The following is a 21169-nucleotide window of genomic DNA, read 5'->3' as shown; positions in this document are numbered from 1 at the left end:
GCTCCACCAGGTCGCAGGGTTCTTACTCCGGAGTCAACTTACTCACTCGTAACGGAAGTTCAATGCGTCGTTCGGACTCGGGCTCGGCCCCGGTGCGGTGCGCGCCGTGACGGACCGACGCCGCCGCTATCCCATGAGCCGGCTCGCCCGCTCCACCGCGTCCGCCAGGTCGTCCACCGCCTTGTCCTCCGCGGCGGACGCCACCCGGTGGGCGCGGTCGGCGAGTTCGCCGAGCGGGAGAGCGCCGGGGAGCGGGTTCCCCTTGTCGTCTCCGGTGCGCAGGTCGTCGGCGAAGTACGCGGCCACGGCGTCGACCTGGAGGCGGGTGGAGGAGGTCCACAGGTCCTTGTCGAGGGAGCCGGTCTCCAGTTGGCCGGACTCCTCGTGCGGGGCGCGGGTGTCGGGGTCGAGCCAGCGGACGCTCGCGGTGGCGAGGTGGCCAAAGGCGCCGGGCCTGGTGCGGACCGCGTAGAGAGCGGTGACCGTGTGGCCGGGGCCGATCTCACCGCCGTCCACGCGGTCGTTGCGGAAGTCCTCGTCGGCGACCTGACGGTCGTCGTATCCGATCAGCCGGAACTGCTTGACGGTCTGAGGGTCGAAGGCGACCTGTGCCTTGGCGTCGCGGGCCGTGAGGTCGATGTTCTGCGGAAGCTGCTCGCAGAAGACCTTACGGGCGTCCTCGACGGTCGAGACGTACGTCGTGTGGCCGTCGCCCTTGTCGGCGAGGCGCTCCATGAGGGCGTCACCGTACTCGCTGCCCACGCCGACGCCGAAGAGGGTGATGCCGTGGTCGCGGCGGGCGGTGGAGATGTTCTCGAGGATGGCGTCCGCGTCGGTCTCGCCGGTGTTGGCGAGGGCGTCGGAGATCAGCACGACGCGGTTGGTGGCGCCCTCGCGCAGCCCCTTGACGGCCGTGGCGTACCCGGTGCGCACGCCCGCGCCGAGGTTGGTCGACTCCGTCGGTTCCAGTCCCCTGATCGCTTCGTAGACGCGGTCGCGGTGGTGGCCGAGGCGGGTCATCGGGAGCACGGTCCGGGCCTCGTCGCTGAAGGTGACCACGGCTACCGAGTCGTCGTCGCGCAGCCGGTCCGTCATCACGCCGAGGGCGTCCTTGGCGAGGTCGAGCCGGCCGGGCTCGCCCATGGAGCCGGAGATGTCGATGACGAAGGTGAGGGCGGCGGGCGGGCGCTTGCCGCTCCGGGTGGTATCGCGGGTGGCGAGGCCGACGCGGACCAGCGACCAGCCCTTCTCCTGGGTGCGGGCACCGTCGACGGTGACCGAGAAGCCGTTGCCGTCGGGGCGCTGGTAGTCCTGCCGGAAGCTGTTGACGAACTCCTCGGGGCGGACGGTCGACGCGTCGGGCAGCCGGCCGTCGTCAAGGGCACGGCGGGCGTAGCCGTAGGAGGCGGTGTCGACGTCGAGGGCGAAGGTGGAGAGGTAGTCGGGGGACGGCGCGACCTCACGGCTCGCGTCGCCCGTCGGCGTGTCCTTCTGTTCGCCCTGGGAGGTTCCGGAGGTCCGGTTCGGGGCGGGCTGCGGGAACCCGCGTCCGCCGGACTTGTTCGAACCGTCCGTCGAGGAGCCGTTGCTCTCGCCCGCGCCGCAGCCGGTGAGGAGCAGGCCGCCGGCGAGCGTGAGGCCGATCAGAGTGGCGGCCAGTCGCCGCGGTCGCCCTGTGTGTTCGCCGTTCCCCGTCCGTGTCATCCGTGCCCCCTCGGTGAGTCGTCCGTCCGCCGGCTGTCTGCCGACGTCGTTGGGCCGACGTCTGTGACTGTGACGCCCGAGGGGGCCCGGATGTGCGCTACGGAGCGTTGCGGATGGATCTCGAAGCGGCCACGAAGGGCGGTCGTCGAGACCGGTAGGTGACGCTCCGGAGATCTACGACACGATGTCCTTGCGCCGGAAACCCCGGAAGGCCAGGGCGAACAGGACGAGGGCGTACGTTATCGAAATCGCGGTGCCCTGGATCATGCCGCCCCACTCCGGGTTGGGCTGTATGGCGTCGGCCCAGGCGAACTGCCAGTGCGCGGGCAGGAAGTCGCGCCAGTGGCCGAGGGCGGTGACCGCGTCCAGGACGTTCCCCACGATCGTCAGGCCGACCGCGCCGCCGACCGCGCCCAGGGGTGCGTCCGTCTTGGTGGACAGCCAGAACGCGAGCCCCGCCGTGACCAGTTGGGACACGAAGACGTACGCGATGACCACGAGGAGCCGCTGGGCCGCGGTGCCCGCGGAGAGCGCGCCGCCGGTGGGGATCTCCAGCGGCCCCCAGCCGTACGCCGCCGTGCCCACCGCGATCGCGACGATCGGCAGCAGCACCATCGCGGCGAGGCTGAGGCCCAGCGCGACGGTGAGCTTGGACCACAGCAGCCGGGCCCGCGGCACGGGGGCCGCGAGCAGATAGCGCAGCGAGGACCAGCTGGCCTCGGAGGCGATCGTGTCCCCGCAGAACAGCGCGACGGGGATGACCAGGAGGAAGCCCGCGGAGACGAAGAGGTTCACCGCGGCGAAGTTGGCGCCCGACGCGGTCGCCGTGTCCATCAGGGTGACCTGCCCGTTGCGCGAGCCCGGGTCACCGCCGATCGCGAAGGCGACGACGAGCACGAAGGGCAGCACCGCGAGGATCGCGCCCATGACGAGCGTGCGGCGCCGCTTCAACTGCCGTAGCAGCTCGACCCGGAGCGGCAGCGTGTGCCGCGCCCGGTACCCGTCCGCCGTCTCGGCCCGTTCGACGAGCGTGCTCATGCGGCACCTCCGATCAGGGTGAGGAACGCGTCTTCCAGCCGTCGGTGGGGGCCCACCGACCGCACGGGGACTTCCAGTCGTACGAGCTCCACGAGCAGGCGCTCGGCGCTGCCGCCCTCGTCGAGGCGGACCAGCAGCCCGCCCTCGGCGGCGACGGCCGAGGCCACGCCGGGCAGCGCGCCGACCTTCTCGACGAGCGGCCCCTCCACGGGCGCGCCCGTACCGACGAGGAGGGTGTCCCCGGAGCCGACTATCTCGCTCACCGGGCCGGCCTGGATGAGCCGGCCACGGTCCATGACCACCAGATGGGTGCAGGACTGCTCGACCTCGGCCAGCAGGTGGCTGGAGACGATGACCGTGCGGCCCGCGGCGGCGTAGCGGATCATGACCTCGCGCATCTCGCGGATCTGGGGCGGGTCGAGACCGTTGGTGGGTTCGTCGAGGATGAGGAGGTCCGGGAGGCCCAGCATCGCCTGGGCGATGGCCAGGCGCTGGCGCATGCCCTGGGAGTAGGTGCGGACCGCGCGGGCCAGCGCGTCGCCCAGGCCCGCGATCTCCAGCGCCTCCTCCATGTGGGCGTCCTCGGCCGGACGGCCCGTCGCCCGCCAGTACAGCTCCAGGTTCTCGCGGCCCGAGAGGTGCGGCAGGAAGCCCGCGCCCTCGACGAACGCCCCGACCCGGGAGAGCACCGGGGCGCCCGGCCGGATCGCGTGCCCGAAGACGCGGATCTCGCCGCCGTCGGGCGTGATGAGGCCCATCAGCATGCGCAGCGTGGTCGTCTTGCCCGCGCCGTTCGGCCCCAGCAGGCCCAGGACCTGGCCCTTCTCCACGCGGAACGACAGGTCCCGTACCGCGTACCGGTCCGCCGACTTCGCGTACCGCTTGCTCAGGTCGGAGATCTGGAGCGGGACTTCGGCGAGTTCGGGGTCGGGCGCGACCGGGGCCGTACGACGACGGCCGGTCAGCAGGAGTGCGGCGGCGGCCAGCGCGCCGGCCAGGGGCAGCCACCACACCCATGAGGGCAGCGCGGCGGCGGCGGTCTTCACACCGGGCGCGGTGGGCACGCGCAGGTCGCTCTTCAGGGAGACCGTGTACGTCGCCGGGGCCGCCGGTGAGGCGTAGCCGAGGTCCGTCGAGGCGAGGACCAGGCGCAGCCGGTGGCCCTTGCGGACGTCGTGGTCGATCGCGGGCAGCACGATCGTGACGTCCTTGCCCGCCTTCGCGCCGGTCACCCGCACGGGCGCCACCAGCTGCGAGGGCAGTACCTGATGGGTGCCGCCCGGCCCGACGTCGTACACCTTCCCGAAGAGGACCGCGTCGTCGGTGTTCGACCGCACGTGGACGGTCACGGTCGGCGACCCGGTGATCTGCAGGTCGCCGCGGAGCGCCGAGGAGTCGAACCGCGCGTACTGGCCCGGGAAGTCGAGGGACACCCCGAGTCCGAGCGCGGACAGCTGGGACAGGCCGCCGGTGCCGCCGAGTCCGGGGAGCGCGGAGATCGCGGGCGGACTGGCGCCCGCGGGGTTCTGGAAGGTCTGCTCGCGTCGGCCGCCGCCCAGCGCGATGCCGTGCTCGCCGCTCTCCAGGCCGGGGTAGACGTCCCCGCTCGCGCCCCGCAGCTGCGCGGCGCCGTCGGTGGAGTCGATGCCGCCGGTGCGGGTGATGCGGAAGGCGGGACCGGTGTCGGCGCTCTTGTCGTCCTTCAGATAGCGGTCGAACCAGGAGCCGACACGGGCCTCGACGCGGCTCGTCTCCGGGTCTCCGCCGTCGTGCCCGCCGGCGATCCAGTCGACGTCCACGGGCGCGCCATTGGCCCGGATCGCCTTGGCCATCGCGTCGGCCTGGCCGAGCGGGAAGAGGGAGTCGGTCTGGCCCTGCAGGATGAGCGTGGGCACCTTGATGCGGTCGCCGACGGCGGACGGCGAGCGTTGCTCCAGCAGGGCGCGCGCCTGGGCGTCCGGCTTCCCCGACTCCGCCACCCGGTTGTACATCGCGCACAGCTGCGCCTCGAAGTGGCCGCAGCCGCCGCCGGAGTTGATGAATACGCCGGCCCAGAGCTTCTTGAACACGTCGTTCGGGAAGAGCGCGTCCGCCAGGTTCCAGTACGTGATCGAGGGGGCGATCGCGTCGACCCTCTTGTCGTACCCGGCGGCCAGCAGGGAGATCGCGCCGCCGTACGATCCTCCGGCGACTCCCACGCGCGGGTCGCCGCTCTTGTCGAGCCGGACCTCGGGCCGCCTGGCCAGCCAGTCGATGAGCTTGGAGACGTCGGCGACCTCGCCCTTGGGATCGTTCAGCCCGATCTTGCCGGTGGAACGGCCGAAGCCGCGTGCCGACCAGGTCATCACCGCGTACCCGTCGCGCGCGAGTTGCTCCGCCTCCCGGCGCATGTCGTCCTTGCTGCCGCCGAAGCCGTGCCCGAGGAGCACGGCGGGGCGGCGGCCGGAGCCCGCGGTGAAGAACGACGTGTCGATGTTCACCCCGGCGCCCGTGCTCATCACACGGTCGGTGCGGTGGACGGCCGGCCCGTCGTCCGAGGCGACAGCGGTCCACGTACCGGCGCCGGCGAGCACGACGACGACGGCCGCGGCGGCGAACCACCGTCGGCGTCGCTGTGCGGGCCCGCGCAGTCGGGGCAGTCGAAGATCCATGTGTCAACGGTACGGGCCGCCACCGACAACGAAGGCAGCCACCGGTCTGAACCCGCGCCCCTCCTCCGGGCGTACGAGGCACTCCCCGCATACCGCGCCCGTGGTACGAGCCCCCCCCGGGCATCTTCACGAGCGCGGTGCGGACGGGGGACTTCGCGTGACCCCGGGGGGCTCAGACCTGGGCGTCCTCCGGGATCGACACCAGCCAGCGGGTCTCGCGGCGCGGACGGAGGTAGAAGGCCCAGTAGAGGGTGGCGACGGCTGTGATGCCGCCGGTCCACAGCAGGTACGTCATCTCCTGCTGGCTCAGGATGTAGACGAGGACCGCGATCAGGAGCACGGGCACAGCGGGCCACAGCGGCATGCGCCAGGCCGGGGTGTGGCGGTGCTGGCCGCGCCGGGCGAGCAGGGCGGCGACCGCGACGAGCAGGTACATGGCCGTCACCGAGACACCCGTGACGCCGTACAGGGTGTCCAGGTTGACGAAGCACAGGAGGGCGCCGGGGACGCCCACCAGGAGGGTGGCGACCCACGGGGAGCCGAAGCGGCCGAGGCGGGAGAGTCCCTGGTTGACCGGCTCGGGCCAGGCCTTGTCACGGGCGGAGGCGAACAGCACCCGGGAGTTCTGGATGACCATCACGATGCCCGCGTTGATGATCGCGAGGGCGACGCAGAGGCTGACGAAGGTGCCGACGGCGGAGTTGGACCAGGCGGTGACCATGCTGCTGATGTCGCCGCCGGTGAGGGTGGACAGGTCCGAGGCGCCCATGGTGATCGCGACGACCGGGACGAGGATGATCACGGTCGAGATGGCGAGGGTGGCCAGGACCGTACGGGCGACGTTGCGGCGCGGGTCCTCCAGTTCCTCGGAGAGGTAGACCGCGGTCGAGAAGCCCTGAGTGATGAAGAGGGCGATCGCGAGCCCCGAGACCACCAGCATGGCCGTCACGGTGTCCGTGTGGCCGCCGGAGCCCGCCACCTGCATCGAGGTGAGGCTGCCCAGACCGCGCCGGCTGTGCGTGAAGCCCAGCACCGCCACGACGGCCGCCGCGATGACCTCCAGGACGAGGAAGACGCCGGTGATCCAGGCGTTGGCCCGCAGGTCGAGCAGGCCCGCGAGGGTGGCCAGAAGCATCACGCCCGCGCCCGCCATCGACGGGTTGAGGTGCGCGATCGGCGCCAGGTAGTCCGCGGTGCCCATCGCGATCACCGGCGGCACGATCATGACGACGAGGAGGGAGAGCACGAAGACCAGCCAGCCCGCGAGTCGTCCGGCCATCGTCGACACCATGGCGTACTCGCCGCCCGCGCTGGGGATGAGGGTGCCCAGCTCCGAGTAGCAGAACGCCACGGCGATACAGAGCAGCGAGCCGATCGCGATGGTGAGCGCGGTCGCCGTGCCGAGGGACGAGAACAGGTCGGGCACGACCACGAAGAGCGTGGAGGCGGGCGTCACGCACGAGAGCGTCAGCAGGGTGCCGCCGACGATACCGATGGAACGCTTGAGCTTTTGGGGGCTTCCGGAGGCCGTGGGGGCGGCGTCCGGCAGGGCCTGCTCGACAGGGCGGAGCGTGTCGGTCATGAAGCGGTTCCGATCGACTCATGCGTCAGAAGACGACTCGTGCGTCAGGTGATTCGGGCGGGAGCGCTATCGCCTCCGGCGGCTCGCGTCGTTCATCTCGTCGTCCGCTCCCGACGCTGATGGAACCTTGACGGAAACCGTTGCGTCAATGGCCGTTTACCTACGGAATCCGCACTGGCAAAGCGACGCAGGTCACATCACTTTCCCAGGTCCCGACGCCTACATGTTGCAATCATCAAGATCTATCGGAATGTGACCTTGCTTTCGAAGGTCACAACACCAAACTGCCTCCGCTACCCGTTTCATCACCTCATGACGAGAACCGCAGTCGGGGCCTCGAAATTCACCAGGATTGGTCCGCACTCCGGGACGCCTGGCGAACAGGGGAGCCGAGCATGGCGGTGCCCCGCCCCCCGGGACGGAGGGCGGGGCACCAGAGGGTCGCTCAGTGGTTGCGCGGGAAGCCCAGGTCCACGCCCGTCGGGGCGTCGGCCGGGTCGGGCCAGCGGGTGGTGACGACCTTGCCGCGGGTGTAGAAGTGCGTGCCGTCGTTGCCGTAGATGTGGTGGTCCCCGAAGAGGGAGTCCTTCCAGCCGCCGAAGGAGTGATAGCCGACGGGCACCGGGATCGGCACGTTCACACCGACCATGCCCGCCTCGATCTCCAGCTGGAAGCGGCGCGCGGCGCCGCCGTCCCGGGTGAAGATCGCGGTGCCGTTGCCGAAGGGCGACGCGTTGATGAGGGCGACGCCCTCCTCGTAGGTGTCCACGCGCAGCACGCACAGCACCGGGCCGAAGATCTCGTCCTTGTACGCGTCCGAGGTCACCGGCACCCTGTCGAGCAGCGAGAGGCCGATCCAGTGGCCGTCCTCGTACCCCTCGACCGTGTACCCGGTGCCGTCGAGGACGACCTCGGAGCCCTGCGCCGCCGCGCCCGTGACGTAGGACGCCACCTTGTCGCGGTGTACGGCCGTGATCAGCGGACCCATCTCGGAGGCCGGGTCGTTGCCGGGGCCGATCTTGATCTTCTCGGCGCGCTCGCGGATCTTCTCCACCAGCGCGTCGCCGACCGAGCCGACCGCGACGACGGCGGAGATGGCCATGCAGCGCTCGCCGGCGGAGCCGTAGGCGGCCGACACGGCGGCGTCCGCGGCCGCGTCCAGGTCCGCGTCGGGGAGGACCAGCATGTGGTTCTTGGCGCCGCCCAGGGCCTGCACGCGCTTGCCGTTCGCGGAGGCCGTGGTGTGGATGTAGCGGGCGATCGGGGTCGAGCCGACGAAGGACACCGCCTTGACGTCCGGGTGCTCCAGGAGGCGGTCGACGGCCACCTTGTCACCATGGACGACGTTGAAGACACCGTCGGGCAGACCGGCCTCGGCGAGCAGCTCGGCGACCTTCATGGCGGCCGACGGGTCCTTCTCGGACGGCTTCAGCACGAAGGTGTTGCCGCACGCGATGGCGATGGGGAACATCCACATCGGCACCATGGCCGGGAAGTTGAACGGCGTGATGCCCGCGACGACGCCCAGCGGCTGCCGGATCGACGCCACGTCGACCTTGGAGGCCACCTCGGTCGACAGCTCGCCCTTCAGCTGCACGGTGATCCCGCACGCCAGGTCGACGATCTCCAGACCGCGCGCCACCTCGCCGAGCGCGTCCGAGTGCACCTTGCCGTGCTCGGCGGTGATCAGCTCGGCAATCGCGTCCCGGTTCGCGTCGAGCAGCGCCCGGAACTTGAAGAGGATCGTGGACCGCCTGGCCAGCGAGGACTGGCCCCAGGTCGCGTACGCGTCCTTGGCCGCGGCGACCGCGGCGTCCACCTCGTCGACGGTCGCGAAGGCGACCTGGGTGGTCACGGCGCCGGTCGCCGGGTCGGTGACCGGCCCGTACGTACCCGACGCACCCTCGACAGTCTTGCCACCGATCCAGTGGTTGACGGTCTTCGTCATGGCCAAAAACTCCTTCACAGATGGCGGCGTCGGGCGGCGACGTGCCGGTCGTACTCCTCACGTGCCTTGACCGCCGACGATCGGGTCGCGGTCTCGGCCACAGGTACATCCCACCAGGCTTGGGCCGGGGGCGCGCCCGACACTGTGTCTGCCGTTTCGGTCTCCACGTAGACACATGTGGGAGTGTCCGCGGCGCGCGCCTCGGCAAGGGCCGCCCGCAGGTCACGGACGGTCTTCGCGCGCAGCACCCGCATGCCGAGGCTGGCCGCGTTGGCGGCGAGATCCACGGGCAGCGGCGCCCCCGTGTACGTACGGTCCTCGGAGCGGTAACGGTACGCGGTGCCGTACCGCTCGCCGCCTACGGACTCGGAGAGGCCGCCGATGGAGGCGTACCCGTGGTTCTGGAGTATGAGGACCTTGATCGCGACGCCCTCCTGCACGGCGGTGACGATCTCGGTCGGCATCATCAGGTAGGTGCCGTCGCCGACCAGCGCCCACACGGGCCGGTCGGGGGCCGCCATCCGGACGCCGATCGCGGCCGGGATCTCGTAGCCCATGCACGAGTAGCCGTACTCGACGTGGTACTGGTCGCGCGACCGGGCCCGCCACAGTTTGTGCAGGTCACCGGGGAGCGAGCCGGCCGCGTTGATCAGGATGTCGTCCTCGGTGACGAGCTCGTCGAGGACGCCGAGGACCTGCGGCTGGGTGGGCCGGATGTCGATGTCCTCGGCCTCGTACGCCGCGTCGACGCGGTACTCCCAGCGCTCCTTGTCGTCCGTGTACTCGGTGGCGTACGCGGGCTCCACGCGGTGCTCGTGCAGCAGCAGTGCCTCGGTGAGCGCTTCCAGGCCGGCCCGCGCGTCCGCGATCAGGGGGATCCCCGACAGTTTGTGACCGTCGTACGGCGCGATGTTGAGGTTCAGGAAGCGGACGTTCGAGGCGGTGAAGAGGGTGCCGGAGGCGGTGGTGAAGTCGGTGTAGCGGGTGCCGACGCCGATCACCAGGTCGGCGGTGCGGGCGAGCTCGTTCGCGGTCGCCGTGCCGGTGTGGCCGACACCGCCGACGTCCTGCGGGTGGTCCCACTTCAGTGATCCCTTGCCCGCCTGTGTGGAGGCTACGGGGATACGGGTGGCGGCGGCGAGTTCGGCGAGCACGTCCTCGGCGCGGCTGTGGTGGACCCCGCCGCCCGCGACGATCAGCGGGCGCCGGGCCTCGCGGATCGCCGTGACGGCGGCGGCCAGCTCGGAGCCGTCGGCCGCCGGACGGCGCACCGTCCAGGTCCGCTCCTGGAAGAACTCCTCCGGCCAGTCGTACGCCTCCGCCTGCACGTCCTGCGGCAGCGCGAGCGTGACTGCGCCGGTCTCGACCGGGTCGGTGAGCACGCGCATGGCCTGCAGGGCGGCCGGGATCAGCGCCTCGGGCCGGGTGACGCGGTCGAAGTACTTCGACACCGGGCGCAGACAGTCGTTGACCGACACATCGCCCGCGTAGGGGACTTCGAGCTGCTGGAGGACCGGGTCGGCGGGGCGGGTCGCGAAGATGTCGCCGGGCAGCAGGAGCACCGGGAGGTGGTTGATCGTCGCGAGCGCGGCGCCGGTGACGAGGTTGGTGGCGCCGGGTCCGATGGAGGTGGTCACGGCGTGCGCCGACAGCCGGTTGGACTGGCGGGCGAAGCCGACCGCCGCGTGCACCATCGCCTGCTCGTTACGGCCCTGGTGGTACGGCATCTCGTCGGCGTACTCGACCAGCGCCTGGCCGAGTCCGGCGACGTTGCCGTGACCGAAAATGCCCCAGGTGGCGCCGATCAGCCGCCGCCGCTCGCCGTCCCGCTCCGTGTACTGGGCGGCCAGGAAGCGCACCAGCGCCTGTGCGACCGTCAGCCTCGTCGTTGAGGTCATCGGTATCCCTCTGTGCTCTCTAGATGTCCCGGGTGGAAGCAGATCCGCCACTCCCTCTCCTCGCCCGGTCCGGCCATCACGTTCAGGTAGTACATGGTGTGGCCGGGCTGGGCGATGGACGGGCCGTGCCATCCGTCGGGGACGAGGACGGCATCGCCGGTGCGGACCTCGGCGAGGACGTCGGATCCCCCCTCGCGCGAAGGGAATACGCGCTGATAGCCGAATCCGTTCGGGCCGTCGATCTCGAAGTAGTAGATCTCCTCCAGCTCCGACTCGACACCGGGCCGGTGCTCGTCGTGCTTGTGCGGCGGATACGAGGACCAGTTGCCGCCGGGGGTGATGACCTCGACGGCGATGAGCTTGTCACACTCGAAGGCGTCGGCGGAGGCGAAATTGCGCACCTGGCGTGCGCAGTCGCCACTGCCTCGGTCTTCGACGGGGACCTCCGGCGCGGGGCCGTAGCGGGCGGGGAGTCGGCGCTCGCACTTCGCTCCTGCCAGGGCGAAGCGGCCTCCCGCACCGGAGGCGATCTGGGCCCGGGCGTCTCGGGGCACGTACGCGAAGTCGGAGACCCCCGCGAACACGCTTTCCCTGCCCAGGATTTGGAACTCTTCGTCCTCAATGCGCACGGTACAGGCGCCGCCCAGCGGAAGCACGATCCACTCGCTGTCGCCGGTCGTGAAGGTGTGTGTGCCGCCCGGTCCGAGTTCGACCACGCGCAGACTGCTGTGGGTCCAGCCGGCGTGCTTGGGGTCGATGTCGACGGCGTACAGCCCGCCGGCGGTGGCGCCCTTGGGCACGTACAGGCCCGCGCTCCGGGTCACGTCCGTCGTCGAGTGCGTCGTCAAGTCCGTCGTCGAGTGCGTCCTGGGGTCCGTCATCGGGTCCTCACAGCAGTCCTACGGCGGTGTCCACCGCGGCGGTCACGTTCCCGTCGGCCGGGTAGAGCAGCGAGCGGCCGACGACCAGGCCCTGCACGGTGGGCAGTTGGAGCGCGCCGCGCCACTTCTCGTACGCGCCCTCCTGGTCCTCGCCGACATCGCCGCCGAGCAGTACGGCGGGCAGGGTGGAGGTCTCCATGACCCGGGCCATGTCGTCCGGGTTGTCGGTGACGGGGACCTTCAGCCAGGTGTACGCCGAACTGCCGCCCAGGCCGCTGGCGATGGCGATGGACTTGATGACGGCCTCGGCGCTCAGGTCGTTGACCAGCCTGCCCTCCGGCGTGCGGCGGCTGAGGAACGGTTCGACGAAGACCGGGAGGTGCCGCTCCGCCATCTCGTCGATCGCGCGGGCGGTGGACTCGAGGGTGTTGAGCGAGCCCGGATCGTCGTAGTCGATGCGCAGCAGCAACTTGCCCGCGTCGAAGCCGAGCCGCTCGATGTCCTGCGGACGGTGGCCGGTGAAACGGTCGTCCAGCTCGTACGAGGCGCCCTGGAGACCGCCGCGGTTCATCGAGCCGAGGACCACCTTGTGGTCGAGGGCGCCCAGGAGCAGCAGGTCGTCGAGGATGTCGGCGGTCGCGAGGACGCCGTCGACGCCGGGGCGGGAGAGCGCGAGGCAGAGCCGTTCCAGCAGGTCGGCGCGGTTCGCCATGGCGAACTTGCGGTCGCCGACGGCGAGCGCCCCGCGGGCCGGGTGGTCCGCGGCGATGATCATCAGTCGCCCGTGGTCGCCCACGAGAGGGCGGCGGGGGCGGCGCGCGGCGGCCTCGGCGACGGCTTCGGGGTGGTGGGCGCGGAGCCGGACGAGCTCCGCCGCGTCGACGGCCCGGGGCGGGGCGGGCGTGGCGGGAATGATGGCGTCGCCGCCCTCGTGTCCCACGCGGATGGCGTCGCCGCCCTCGTGTCCCACGCGTCCCGCCCTCATCGGACCGCTCCCGCCGTGAGCGCGTCCTCGACCTCTTCGGGGGTCGGCATCGCGGAGGAGCACTCCAGCCGGGAGGCGACGATGGCACCGGCCGCGTTGGCGTGCCGCATGATCCGCTCCAGGTCCCAGCCGGCGAGCAGGCCGTGACAGAGGGAGCCGCCGAACGCGTCACCGGCGCCGAGGCCGTTGAGGACCGTCACCGGGAGGGGCGGGACCTCGGCCGACGTGCCGTCGCGGTGGACGGCGAGGACGCCCTTGGGGCCTTGTTTGACGACGGCGAGTTCGACGCCCGCCTTGAGCAGGGCCTCGGCCGCCGCGTGCGGTTCGCGGACGCCGGTGGCGATCTCGACCTCGTCGAGGTTGCCGACGGCGACGGTGGTGTGGCGCAGGGCCTCGGCGTAGAAGGCCCGGGCGGAGTCCTCGGGGCCCTTCCCGGCCGCGTCCTTCCGGGCTGCGCTTTCCCAGAACATGGGCCGCCAGTCGAGGTCGAAGACCGTCGTGGCGGACTTAGCGCGGTGGACGAGCGCGGCGAGCGTAGCCGTCCGGCTGGGCTCCTCGCTCAGGCCGGTCCCGGTCACCCAGAAGATGCGCGCCTCGCGGACGGCGTCCAGGTCGAGCTCGTGGGCGTCGATCTCCAGGTCCGGGGCCTTGGGCTGCCGGTAGAAGTACAGCGGGAAGTCGTCGGGCGGGAAGATCTCGCAGAACGTCACCGGGGTGGGCAGCCCGGCGACCGGGGTGACCCAGCGGTCGTCCACGCCGAAGCCGCGCAGCGCCTCGTGGAGGTACGCACCGAAGGGGTCGTCACCCGTGCGCGTGATCACCGCCGTACGCCGTCCGAGCCGGGACGCGGCCACCGCGACGTTCGTCGCCGAGCCGCCCAGGAACTTCCCGAAGGACGTCACCTGCGCCAGCGGGACCCCCGTCTGCAACGGGTAGAGGTCCACACCGATCCGCCCCATGGTGATCAGGTCGTACGCCATCGACTTCCCTTCGCTTCGGCTCCCCCAAGGTCTAGCGCCGCGCGGGGAGCCCTGTCAACAGTTTGTCCGGACATTCGGACCAGGCCTTGACACCTCCCTCGTGCCGCCCGAAGCTGACGCCCATGACGTCGTTGTCACCGCAGGCATCACCTCAGTCCTCACTGTCCCGCATCCGGATCGGTTCGGCTCCGGACTCCTGGGGCGTCTGGTTCCCCGACGACCCTCAGCAGGTCCCCTGGCAGCGCTTCCTCGACGAGGTCTCCCAGTCCGGATACGAGTGGATCGAGCTGGGCCCCTACGGTTACCTGCCCACGGATCCGGCCCTGCTCAAGGAGGAGACCGCGCGGCGCGGGCTCACCGTGTCGGCCGGCACCGTCTTCACCGGGCTGCACCGGGGTCCCGAGGTGTGGGACGCGACGTGGGCGCATGTCTCGGACATCGCCGCGCTCACCCAGGCGATGGGCGCCGAGCACCTCGTCGTCATCCCGGCGTTCTGGCGGGACGACAAGACGGGCGAGGTGCTGGAGGACAGGACGCTGACGCCGACGCAGTGGCGCAATCTGACCGCTCAGACCGAGCGGCTCGCCCATGAGGTGCGGGAGCGCTACGGGCTGAAGATCGTCGTCCACCCGCACGCGGACACACACATCGACAGCGAGGAGAACGTCACGCGTTTCCTCGACGCGACCGACTCCTCCCTGGTGTCGCTGTGCCTGGACACCGGCCACTACGCGTACTGCGGCGGCGACAACGTCAAGCTCATCGAGACCTACGGGGAGCGCATCGGCTACCTCCACCTCAAGCAGGTGGATCCGCTGGTCCTGGCCGAGGTGCGGGCGAACGAGGTGCCGTTCGGGCCCGCCGTGGCCAAGGGCGTGATGTGCGAACCGCCGACCGGCGTACCGGCGCTCGAGCCCGTCCTCGCCGCCGCCCAGAAGCTCGACGTCGAGCTCTTCGCCATCGTCGAGCAGGACATGTACCCGTGCCCGCCGGACAAGCCGCTGCCGATCGCCCAGCGCACCCGGGCGTTCCTGAGGTCCTGCGGAGCGTGACCGTTCGGTGTGACCCCTTCATGGTGTCCCGCGGAGCCTGACCCTCCGCGGGGAGCCGTGGGGCCCGTCGAGAGCCCGCGCCTCGGCGGGCCTTCCGGCGTCGCCGTGCCGCGTCGCGCCATGGGTGTTCCCCGGGTGCGGGCGGCACCATGGGTGTTCCCCGGGTGCGGCCGACACCATGGGTGTTCCCCGGGTGCGGGCGGCGGCGGGTGGGCCGGTGGTGACGCGCATCGTCTCGCGCTCGGGCGGCCTGCGGGTTCTACGGCCATCCGGCGGGTCGGATGCGGCGCGGGTCCGGCCCGCCGCTCGCGTACGCACGACGCACCCGGCCCGCCGCCGGTCCCCTCGGCGCGAATGCGTCACGCGTGTCACAAAAACCACCGCACTGTCACACATGTCACGTGTACGCGGGTCTTGCGTCACACCCGTCCAACAGGCCCTGCCCTGCGGTCACTCTGTGTCGTTCAACGGGCGCAGGCTTTGTGATCGCCAGCGCAGCGCCCGGCTCCCCCGACGGCCACCCCCCGGCCGCCGCCGCGGTGCGCGCAGGGAGGTGCCACTCATGACCGACCGTAGGCTCTGGTCGTACAAGGAGATCGCGGCGCACATCAAGGTGCAGCCGGACACCGTGCGGTCGTACCGCAAGCACGGACTGCTGCCGCCGCCCGACCACGTGGAGAGCGGGAAGCCCTACTGGTACGCGGACACCGTCCGCGCCTGGGTCGCCTCCCGCCCCGGAAACCGCGGCCGAAGAGACTGACCACGCGCCCCGTCTCCCGCGCGCCGCATCCCCTGACCGCACTCCCTCGCTGCGCCCCGCCCCTCGCTCGGGTGCGGGGCACAGCCCCTGTCCGGGCTCAGCTCCACGGTTCGATGACCGTCACCCCCGCCCCGGGCGCCGCCCCCATCGCCGCCAGGGCCGCGGGGACCGCGTCCAGCGGGATGGTGGAGGTGACCAGGAGATCGGGGCGGAGCACCCCGGCGCGGACCAGTTCGAGCATGCGGGGGTAGGCGTGTGCCTGCATGCCGTGACTGCCCAGGAGTTCGAGTTCGAGGCCGATCACCCGGGCCATCGGAACCGCGGGGTCCTCGGGCAGCAGACCGACCTGGACGTGGCGCCCCCGGCGGCGCAGCCCGTTCACCGAGGCCGCGCAGGTGACCGGGGAGCCGAGCGCGTCGAGGGAGAGATGGGCGCCGCCGCCGGTCAGCTCCCGGATCGCCGCCGCCGTGTCCCCGACCCGCGAGGCGTCCACGACCTCCACCGCGCCGAACTTCCGCGCCAGGTCCAGGGCCTGGGGCGAGAGGTCCACGGCCACGACCCGTGCCCCGGCCGCCGCCGCGATCATCACCGCCGACAGTCCCACGCCTCCGCAGCCGTGCACCGCGACCCACTCCCCCGCCGCCACCCGGCCCTGCGCGACCACCGCGCGGAACGCCGTGGCGAACCGGCAGCCCAGCGACGCCGCCGTCGCGAAGGACAGCTCGTCCGGCACCGCCACCAGGTTCACCTCGGCGTGGTCGAGTGCCACGTACTGGGCGAAGGAACCCCAGTGGGTGAACCCCGGCTGGGTCTGCCGCTCGCACACCTGCTGGTCACCCGCGGCGCAGGAGGGACACGTTCCGCAGGCGCAGACGAACGGGACGGTGACCCGGTCGCCGGGGCGCCGGCCGGTTACCCGCGCACCGACCGCCTCGATGGTCCCCGCGAGTTCGTGGCCCGGCACATGCGGCAGGGTGATGTCCGGGTCGTGCCCCATCCAGCCGTGCCAGTCGCTGCGGCACAGCCCGGTGGCCTCGACCCGCACCACCACCCCGTGCTCCGCGGGCACCGGGTCCGCCACCTCGCGCACCTCGGCCGGCTCCTCGTACCGCTCGAACACCACTGCCCGCATCCGTCTCGCCCCTCCGCCCGAAGATCACCCTTCGGAGCGAACGCTATCCGCGCGCCTCGACCTTGTCCCGCTCCCTGTCGTCCTCCCGGTCGTCCGCCTGGTCGTCCTCCCGATCGTCCGCCTGCCAGGTGCTGCCCGGCTCCGCCTCGCCCTCGCTCAGCCCGAACCGGTCGTGGAAGCGCCGCAGCGGTCCCGGTGCCCACCAGGTCGCGCGGCCCGTGAGGCGCATGACCGCCGGGACCAGCAGGCTGCGAACGACCATCGCGTCCATCAGCACGGCGAGCGCGATGCCCAGGCCGAGCATCTTGGTGTTGGTCACGCGTGAGGTGCCGATCGCGACCATCACCACGGCGAGGATGACCGCGGCGGCGGTGATCAGGCCGCCGGTGCGCTGGAGGCCGAAGCGGACCGCCTCCCGGTGGTCGCCCGTGTGGTCGTACTCCTCCTTTATCCGGGAGAGCAGGAAGACTCCGTAGTCCATGGAGAGGCCGAAGGCGACGCAGAACATGAGGACGGGGAGCGTCGTCTCTATCGATCCCGGGCTGGTGAAGCCGAGCAGGCCCGACAGATGGCCGTCCTGGAAGACCCAGACCACCGCGCCGAACATCGCCGTCAGGCTGAGCGCGTTGAGCAGGACCGCCTGGATCGGGATCAGCACGCTGCCGGTGAGGAGGAAGACCAGGAGCAGGGTGACGATCGCTATGAAGGCCGCGGCCCAGGGGAGCCGGTCGGCTATGGCGTGCTTGGAGTCGACCAGGACCGCCGCCGTGCCGGTCACCGCCGTGTCGAACGGGGCCTGTGTCGCCCGCAGTTCGCGCACCAGCCGCTGGGCTCCGTCGCCGACGGCCTCGCCCTTCGGCAGCACCGTGAAGTAGGCCGAGTCGCCCTGCGCCAGGGGCCCGTCCACCCGCAGCACCTCGGGCAGCGCGGCGATCCGGTCCTTGTAGGCCGCGTACTGGGCCTCGGTCGCCCGGCCCTCCGCGAGCACCTCCAGGGCACCACCGGGGCTGCCCGGGAAGCCGTCCCGTATGTGCTGCTGGACGACGTGGGACTCTGCATCCGAGGGCAGCTGGCGGTCGTCCGCGGTGCCGAACTTCACGCCCAGGAAGGGCAGTCCGAGCACGATCAACCCGGCGGTGGTGGCGACGGCGAAGACCGGCGCCCTGCGCATGACGAGGGAGGCCATACGTCCCCAGGCGGCCCCGTCCGCGCTCGCCGACGGCCTTGCGCGCCGGAACAGGCGGCGCAGATCCAGCGAGTTCACCCGGTGGCCGAGGAGCACCAGCGCCGCCGGGAGCAGAACCAGGGCGGCGGCTGCGGCCAGCAGCACCACGGCGATGCCCGCGTAGGCGAAGGAGCGCAGGAAGTACTGCGGGAAGAGCAGCATCGCGGCCAGGGAGACGGCGACCGTGAGAGAGGAGAAGAGGACCGTGCGGCCCGCGGTGCGCAGGGTCGTGGCGATGGCCCTGATGGTGTCTTCCCGGCTCGAACGCGGTGGTGAGCCCGGGGAGGGCGCGGCGCCCTTGGCCAGTTCCTCGCGGAATCTGCGGACGATGAACAGGGCGTAGTCGATGGCGAGGCCGAGTCCCAGGGCCGTGGTGAGGTTCATCGCGAAGACCGAGACGTCGGTGAACTCGGTGAGGCCGCGCAGTACCGCGTTCGTGCCCAGGATCGCGACGATGCCCACGGCGAGCGGCAGCAGGGCCGCGATCGCGCTGCCGAAGACCATCACCAGCAGCACGAGGGTCACCGGCAGGGCGATCATCTCGGCCCGGGTCAGGTCCTCGCGGATGGTCGTCTGCATCTCGTGCTGCACCGCGACCGGGCCGCCGACCCTGACCTCGAGGGGCCCGTGCGTTCCTCGGTAGAAGGGCGCCAGACGGTCCAGGGTCTCGCTCGCCGTCTTCTCATCGCCCGTTATCCGCGCGGCGATCAGCGCTTCGTGGCCGTCCTTCGCCGTCAGCGCCGGTGCGCCCGACGCCCAGTACGAACCGATCCCCGTGACGCCCCGCTCGGTGGCGAGCCGCGCCGCGAGCCGCTTCGCCTCGGCCGCGACCGAGGGAGCGTCGACCGTGGCGCGCCCCGAGTCGACCAGGAGCAGCAGATTGGGCTGCGAGGCGGGGAACTCCCGCTCCAGCGCCTTGGTCGCGTACGTCGACTCGGCGGTCGGGTCCTGCCAGCCGCCGCTGCCCAGCCGGTCGGCGACCCCGCTGCCGGCCACCACGGCGAGCCCGGTGAGCAGCAGCGCGACGAGCAGGGAGAGCCGGGGGCGCGCGGTCACGAACCGGGTCCAGCCACCGACCCGGGCACCGCGACCGGTTCGCGGGCCACCGCTCGTCCGTCGGCCGTCACCGGCCCGCGGACCGCTCTTCCCCGGCGGACTTCCGCTCTCCGGCGGGGCTCCGACCACCCGCGGGTCGTCGCCCGCGCTCGCGTCGACGCTCGCGCCCCTCCCGCGCCCCGCGCCGCTCCCGTGGCCGTCATCCACGCTGTTGACTTCGGTCATCGTGCGGTGTCCCCTTCACCGTGACCCCTGTCCGCGCGGCGGCGTCCGTCCGGCCATCCGGGCGTGCGCACAGGCAGCAGGGGTCGACCATTGCCATAGAATGGCAAACACGAGAGATCGCTCGCGTTTCACCAGAATGCGAGCGACCACTCGCGTTTGTCAATCACGTTCGGAGAGCTGGGGATAACTCGTGCCCGACAAGCCCGAGACGCAGCACACCGCCGACGAGCGGCCCCGCCGACGGCAGGCCCGCGGCGAGCGCAGGATCGCCCAGCTGCTGGAGGCCGCCGCCTCCGTCTTCTGCACCACCGGCTACACCGCCGCCAGCACCAACGCCATCGCCCGCGAGGCGGGCGTCTCGCCGGGCACGCTGTACCAGTTCTTCCCGAACAAAGAGGCCATCGCGATCGAGCTGGGCGACCGGCTCATGCACGAGATGCGCGACATGTACGGCGAGGCGCTCGCTCCGGTCGACCCCAGGACCCCGGTGGAGGCGGCCGTGGGCGCCGCGGTCGACCGGTTCATCGCCTTCAACTGCGATCACCCCGTGTTCTTCGCGCTGATGCACGGCCCCGACATCCCGGGCCGGATCGCCGAGGAGCACGACGCCCTGCACGCGACCCTGATCTCGCGGATAGAGGGGCTGCTCTCCTCCCTCATGACCGACGCGCCCGCCACCGAGGTCACGCGCATCGCGCACGTGTGCCTGGGCATCTACAAGGCCGGCCTGGAGCTGGTCCTCTCGAACGAGGGAGCCGAGCGCGAGGCGTACGTCCGAGAGCTGAAGGACGTCCTGCTCCGCTACCTGGCGCCGCTGATCCACGACAGGACACCCACCCCGGCGGACCTCACCGCCGGCCCCGCGGAGTTCACGGCCCCAACCCCCTGACCGCACACGACCCCAACCCCCGACCGCACACGTCGACCCGGCCGTCGAGCACGGCCGCCCACGCCTCGGCCGTGACGGAGTACCCCATACTGCGACATAGCGGACATCTGCCATAAGGTTCGGATAAATCAGACCGAGCCCAAGGGGCAAGCCGTGACCCAGAATCAGCCGCCCGGTGCGCCCCGGGCCCGCATTCCCGGACCTCAGCAGCCCCCGCCGTCGTACCCCCAGATCCGCACCGGACTGTGGCGACGCTGCCTAGGCGGCGGGCTCGCGCTCTGGACGCTGACGGCGATCGTCACGTACACGACGAGGAACACCACGCCGCTGCCCACCCTGATCCTGCTCGGCTGCTTCCTGGTGCCCGTCGTCTTCGCACTCTGGGCGTACGAGCGCCACGGCCGCGACCTCGGTGTCCAGGTGATCCTCGGCTGCCTCCTGACCGGCGGTGCCCTCGGAGTGCTGGGCGCGTCGGTGATGGACAGCCACCTGCTCCACCCCTCGCTGTCGAGATGCGTCGGCGTCGGACTGATCGAGGAGGCGGCGAAGCTGGCCGCGCTGATGTTCGTCCTGCGCCGCCACCCCCGGCTCCGGGGACTGCGGGCCGGTCTCGTGCTCGGCGCGGGCGTCGGCTTCGGCTTCGCGGCCCTGGAGAGCGCGGGGTACGCGTTCAACGCCGCCGCTTCCCTCAAGGGACTGGATCCGCGCGCACTGCTGGAGACGGAGATCCTGCGCGGGCTGCTCACCCCGTTCGGACACGGCCTGTGGACGGCGATCACGGGAGCGGTGCTGCTCACGTACCGCCACCCGCACGGGCGCTTCCAGTACGCCGGCCCGATGGCGGGCACCTACGCCGGCGTGTCGCTGCTGCACGCCCTGTGGGACTCGACGCACGGCATCGCGCTCTGGCTGGTCGCGCGGCTGACCACGACGGGGCTCGACCGGACGCCCTTCGCACTGGGGTACCTACAGGGGCCCACCGACGAGCAGAAACATCTCTTCACGCTGTTCTCGGTGGGCGGCCTGATCATCGTCGCCCTGGCGGGGGTCGGCTGGGTGCGTTCGCTGACACGCCGCGACTTCGCTTGGAGAAATACCCCCTAGGGGTATACTGTTGGTCATCCGAGCAAGTCACCCGAACCCCACACGCCTCGACGAGGAGT

At 71.5% G+C, this 21169-nt stretch carries 15 protein-coding genes; 4 read left to right on the top strand and 11 right to left on the bottom strand.

What is annotated here, in order from left to right:
* Positions 1 to 126: 126 nt before the first annotated feature.
* The 9 genes from ACIQTP_RS01590 to iolC form a co-directional block, all read right to left on the bottom strand.
* Positions 127 to 1704 (bottom strand): von Willebrand factor type A domain-containing protein, encoded by a 1578-nt coding sequence (locus tag ACIQTP_RS01590; RefSeq protein ID WP_403395212.1) that lies wholly within the window; start codon positions 1702 to 1704, stop codon positions 127 to 129.
* Between the two features lie 174 nt (positions 1705 to 1878).
* On the bottom strand, positions 1879 to 2742 hold the full coding sequence (locus ACIQTP_RS01585; protein WP_217566591.1) for an ABC transporter permease: 864 nt from the start codon (positions 2740 to 2742) through the stop codon (positions 1879 to 1881).
* Positions 2739 to 5393: an alpha/beta fold hydrolase gene (locus ACIQTP_RS01580; RefSeq protein WP_403395210.1), complete on the bottom strand. Its 2655-nt coding sequence runs from the start codon at positions 5391 to 5393 to the stop codon at positions 2739 to 2741. Before ACIQTP_RS01580 ends, ACIQTP_RS01585 begins: the two co-directional genes overlap by 4 nt.
* A 172-nt stretch (positions 5394 to 5565) precedes the next feature.
* Complete coding sequence (locus ACIQTP_RS01575) at positions 5566 to 6975, bottom strand: APC family permease (protein WP_403395208.1); 1410 nt, start codon at positions 6973 to 6975, stop codon at positions 5566 to 5568.
* A gap of 445 nt (positions 6976 to 7420) precedes the next feature.
* The gene (gene mmsA, locus ACIQTP_RS01570) at positions 7421 to 8923 is read right to left on the bottom strand and encodes a CoA-acylating methylmalonate-semialdehyde dehydrogenase (RefSeq protein WP_403395206.1); all 1503 of its coding nucleotides are present in this window, start codon (positions 8921 to 8923) and stop codon (positions 7421 to 7423) included.
* A 14-nt stretch (positions 8924 to 8937) separates the two neighbouring features.
* Positions 8938 to 10821 (bottom strand): 3D-(3,5/4)-trihydroxycyclohexane-1,2-dione acylhydrolase (decyclizing), encoded by a 1884-nt coding sequence (gene iolD, locus ACIQTP_RS01565; RefSeq protein ID WP_402041533.1) that lies wholly within the window; start codon positions 10819 to 10821, stop codon positions 8938 to 8940.
* Positions 10818 to 11702 carry a 5-deoxy-glucuronate isomerase gene (gene iolB / locus ACIQTP_RS01560; RefSeq protein ID WP_403395204.1) on the bottom strand — a complete coding sequence of 295 codons (885 nt, stop codon included), beginning with the start codon at positions 11700 to 11702 and terminating at the stop codon, positions 10818 to 10820. Before iolB ends, iolD begins: the two co-directional genes overlap by 4 nt.
* A 7-nt stretch (positions 11703 to 11709) precedes the next feature.
* A complete protein-coding gene (locus tag ACIQTP_RS01555) occupies positions 11710 to 12687 on the bottom strand; it encodes a deoxyribose-phosphate aldolase (RefSeq protein WP_403395202.1) in 978 nt (325 codons plus the stop codon).
* Positions 12684 to 13667, bottom strand: a complete 984-nt coding sequence (gene iolC / locus ACIQTP_RS01550; RefSeq protein ID WP_403395200.1) for a 5-dehydro-2-deoxygluconokinase — start codon at positions 13665 to 13667, stop codon at positions 12684 to 12686. The genes ACIQTP_RS01555 and iolC overlap by 4 nt, the downstream gene beginning before the upstream one ends.
* Positions 13668 to 13789: 122 nt before the next feature.
* Between iolC and ACIQTP_RS01545 the strand changes: the two genes are divergently transcribed.
* Together ACIQTP_RS01545 and ACIQTP_RS01540 are read left to right on the top strand one after the other, a co-directional pair.
* Positions 13790 to 14719: a sugar phosphate isomerase/epimerase family protein gene (locus ACIQTP_RS01545; protein ID WP_403395198.1), complete on the top strand. Its 930-nt coding sequence runs from the start codon at positions 13790 to 13792 to the stop codon at positions 14717 to 14719.
* Between the two features lie 562 nt (positions 14720 to 15281).
* Positions 15282 to 15479 (top strand): AlpA family transcriptional regulator, encoded by a 198-nt coding sequence (locus ACIQTP_RS01540; protein ID WP_054231835.1) that lies wholly within the window; start codon positions 15282 to 15284, stop codon positions 15477 to 15479.
* 97 nt (positions 15480 to 15576) lie between these two features.
* On the opposite strand, the gene ACIQTP_RS01535 is transcribed toward ACIQTP_RS01540, so the two are convergent.
* Together ACIQTP_RS01535 and ACIQTP_RS01530 are read right to left on the bottom strand one after the other, a co-directional pair.
* Positions 15577 to 16611, bottom strand: coding sequence for a zinc-dependent alcohol dehydrogenase family protein (locus ACIQTP_RS01535; protein WP_403395196.1), 1035 nt, complete (start codon positions 16609 to 16611; stop codon positions 15577 to 15579).
* A 43-nt stretch (positions 16612 to 16654) separates the two neighbouring features.
* Complete coding sequence (locus ACIQTP_RS01530; RefSeq protein ID WP_403395194.1) at positions 16655 to 19117, bottom strand: MMPL family transporter; 2463 nt, start codon at positions 19115 to 19117, stop codon at positions 16655 to 16657.
* 190 nt (positions 19118 to 19307) lie between these two features.
* On the opposite strand from ACIQTP_RS01530, the gene ACIQTP_RS01525 reads away from it, so the two are divergent.
* Complete coding sequence (locus tag ACIQTP_RS01525) at positions 19308 to 20006, top strand: TetR family transcriptional regulator (RefSeq protein ID WP_403395192.1); 699 nt, start codon at positions 19308 to 19310, stop codon at positions 20004 to 20006.
* Positions 20007 to 20159: 153 nt separating this feature from the next.
* Positions 20160 to 21110: a PrsW family intramembrane metalloprotease gene (locus tag ACIQTP_RS01520; RefSeq protein WP_403395190.1), complete on the top strand. Its 951-nt coding sequence runs from the start codon at positions 20160 to 20162 to the stop codon at positions 21108 to 21110.
* Positions 21111 to 21169 lie beyond the last annotated feature (59 nt).

It is taken from the genome of Streptomyces sp. NPDC090798 (genome assembly GCF_044768965.1).
Lineage (GTDB): Bacteria > Actinomycetota > Actinomycetes > Streptomycetales > Streptomycetaceae > Streptomyces.
Note: the sequence above shows the minus strand (reverse complement) of the source record. Positions and strands in the feature narration are given on the sequence as shown.

Bases quoted from the DNA above. Each gene is read 5' to 3' on its own strand.
- ACIQTP_RS01555 (WP_403395202.1), bottom strand. From the start codon at position 12,687: ATGAGGGCGGGACGCGTGGGACACGAGGGCGGCGACGCCATCCGCGTG.
- ACIQTP_RS01575 (WP_403395208.1), bottom strand. From the start codon at position 6,975: ATGACCGACACGCTCCGCCCTGTCGAGCAGGCCCTGCCGGACGCCGCC.
- ACIQTP_RS01580 (WP_403395210.1), bottom strand. From the start codon at position 5,393: ATGGATCTTCGACTGCCCCGACTGCGCGGGCCCGCACAGCGACGCCGA.
- ACIQTP_RS01530 (WP_403395194.1), bottom strand. From the start codon at position 19,117: ATGACCGAAGTCAACAGCGTGGATGACGGCCACGGGAGCGGCGCGGGG.
- mmsA (WP_403395206.1), bottom strand. From the start codon at position 8,923: ATGACGAAGACCGTCAACCACTGGATCGGTGGCAAGACTGTCGAGGGT.
- ACIQTP_RS01540 (WP_054231835.1), top strand. From the start codon at position 15,282: ATGACCGACCGTAGGCTCTGGTCGTACAAGGAGATCGCGGCGCACATC.
- ACIQTP_RS01545 (WP_403395198.1), top strand. From the start codon at position 13,790: ATGACGTCGTTGTCACCGCAGGCATCACCTCAGTCCTCACTGTCCCGC.
- iolB (WP_403395204.1), bottom strand. From the start codon at position 11,702: ATGACGGACCCCAGGACGCACTCGACGACGGACTTGACGACGCACTCG.
- ACIQTP_RS01590 (WP_403395212.1), bottom strand. From the start codon at position 1,704: ATGACACGGACGGGGAACGGCGAACACACAGGGCGACCGCGGCGACTG.
- ACIQTP_RS01585 (WP_217566591.1), bottom strand. From the start codon at position 2,742: ATGAGCACGCTCGTCGAACGGGCCGAGACGGCGGACGGGTACCGGGCG.
- iolD (WP_402041533.1), bottom strand. From the start codon at position 10,821: ATGACCTCAACGACGAGGCTGACGGTCGCACAGGCGCTGGTGCGCTTC.
- iolC (WP_403395200.1), bottom strand. From the start codon at position 13,667: ATGGCGTACGACCTGATCACCATGGGGCGGATCGGTGTGGACCTCTAC.
- ACIQTP_RS01535 (WP_403395196.1), bottom strand. From the start codon at position 16,611: ATGCGGGCAGTGGTGTTCGAGCGGTACGAGGAGCCGGCCGAGGTGCGC.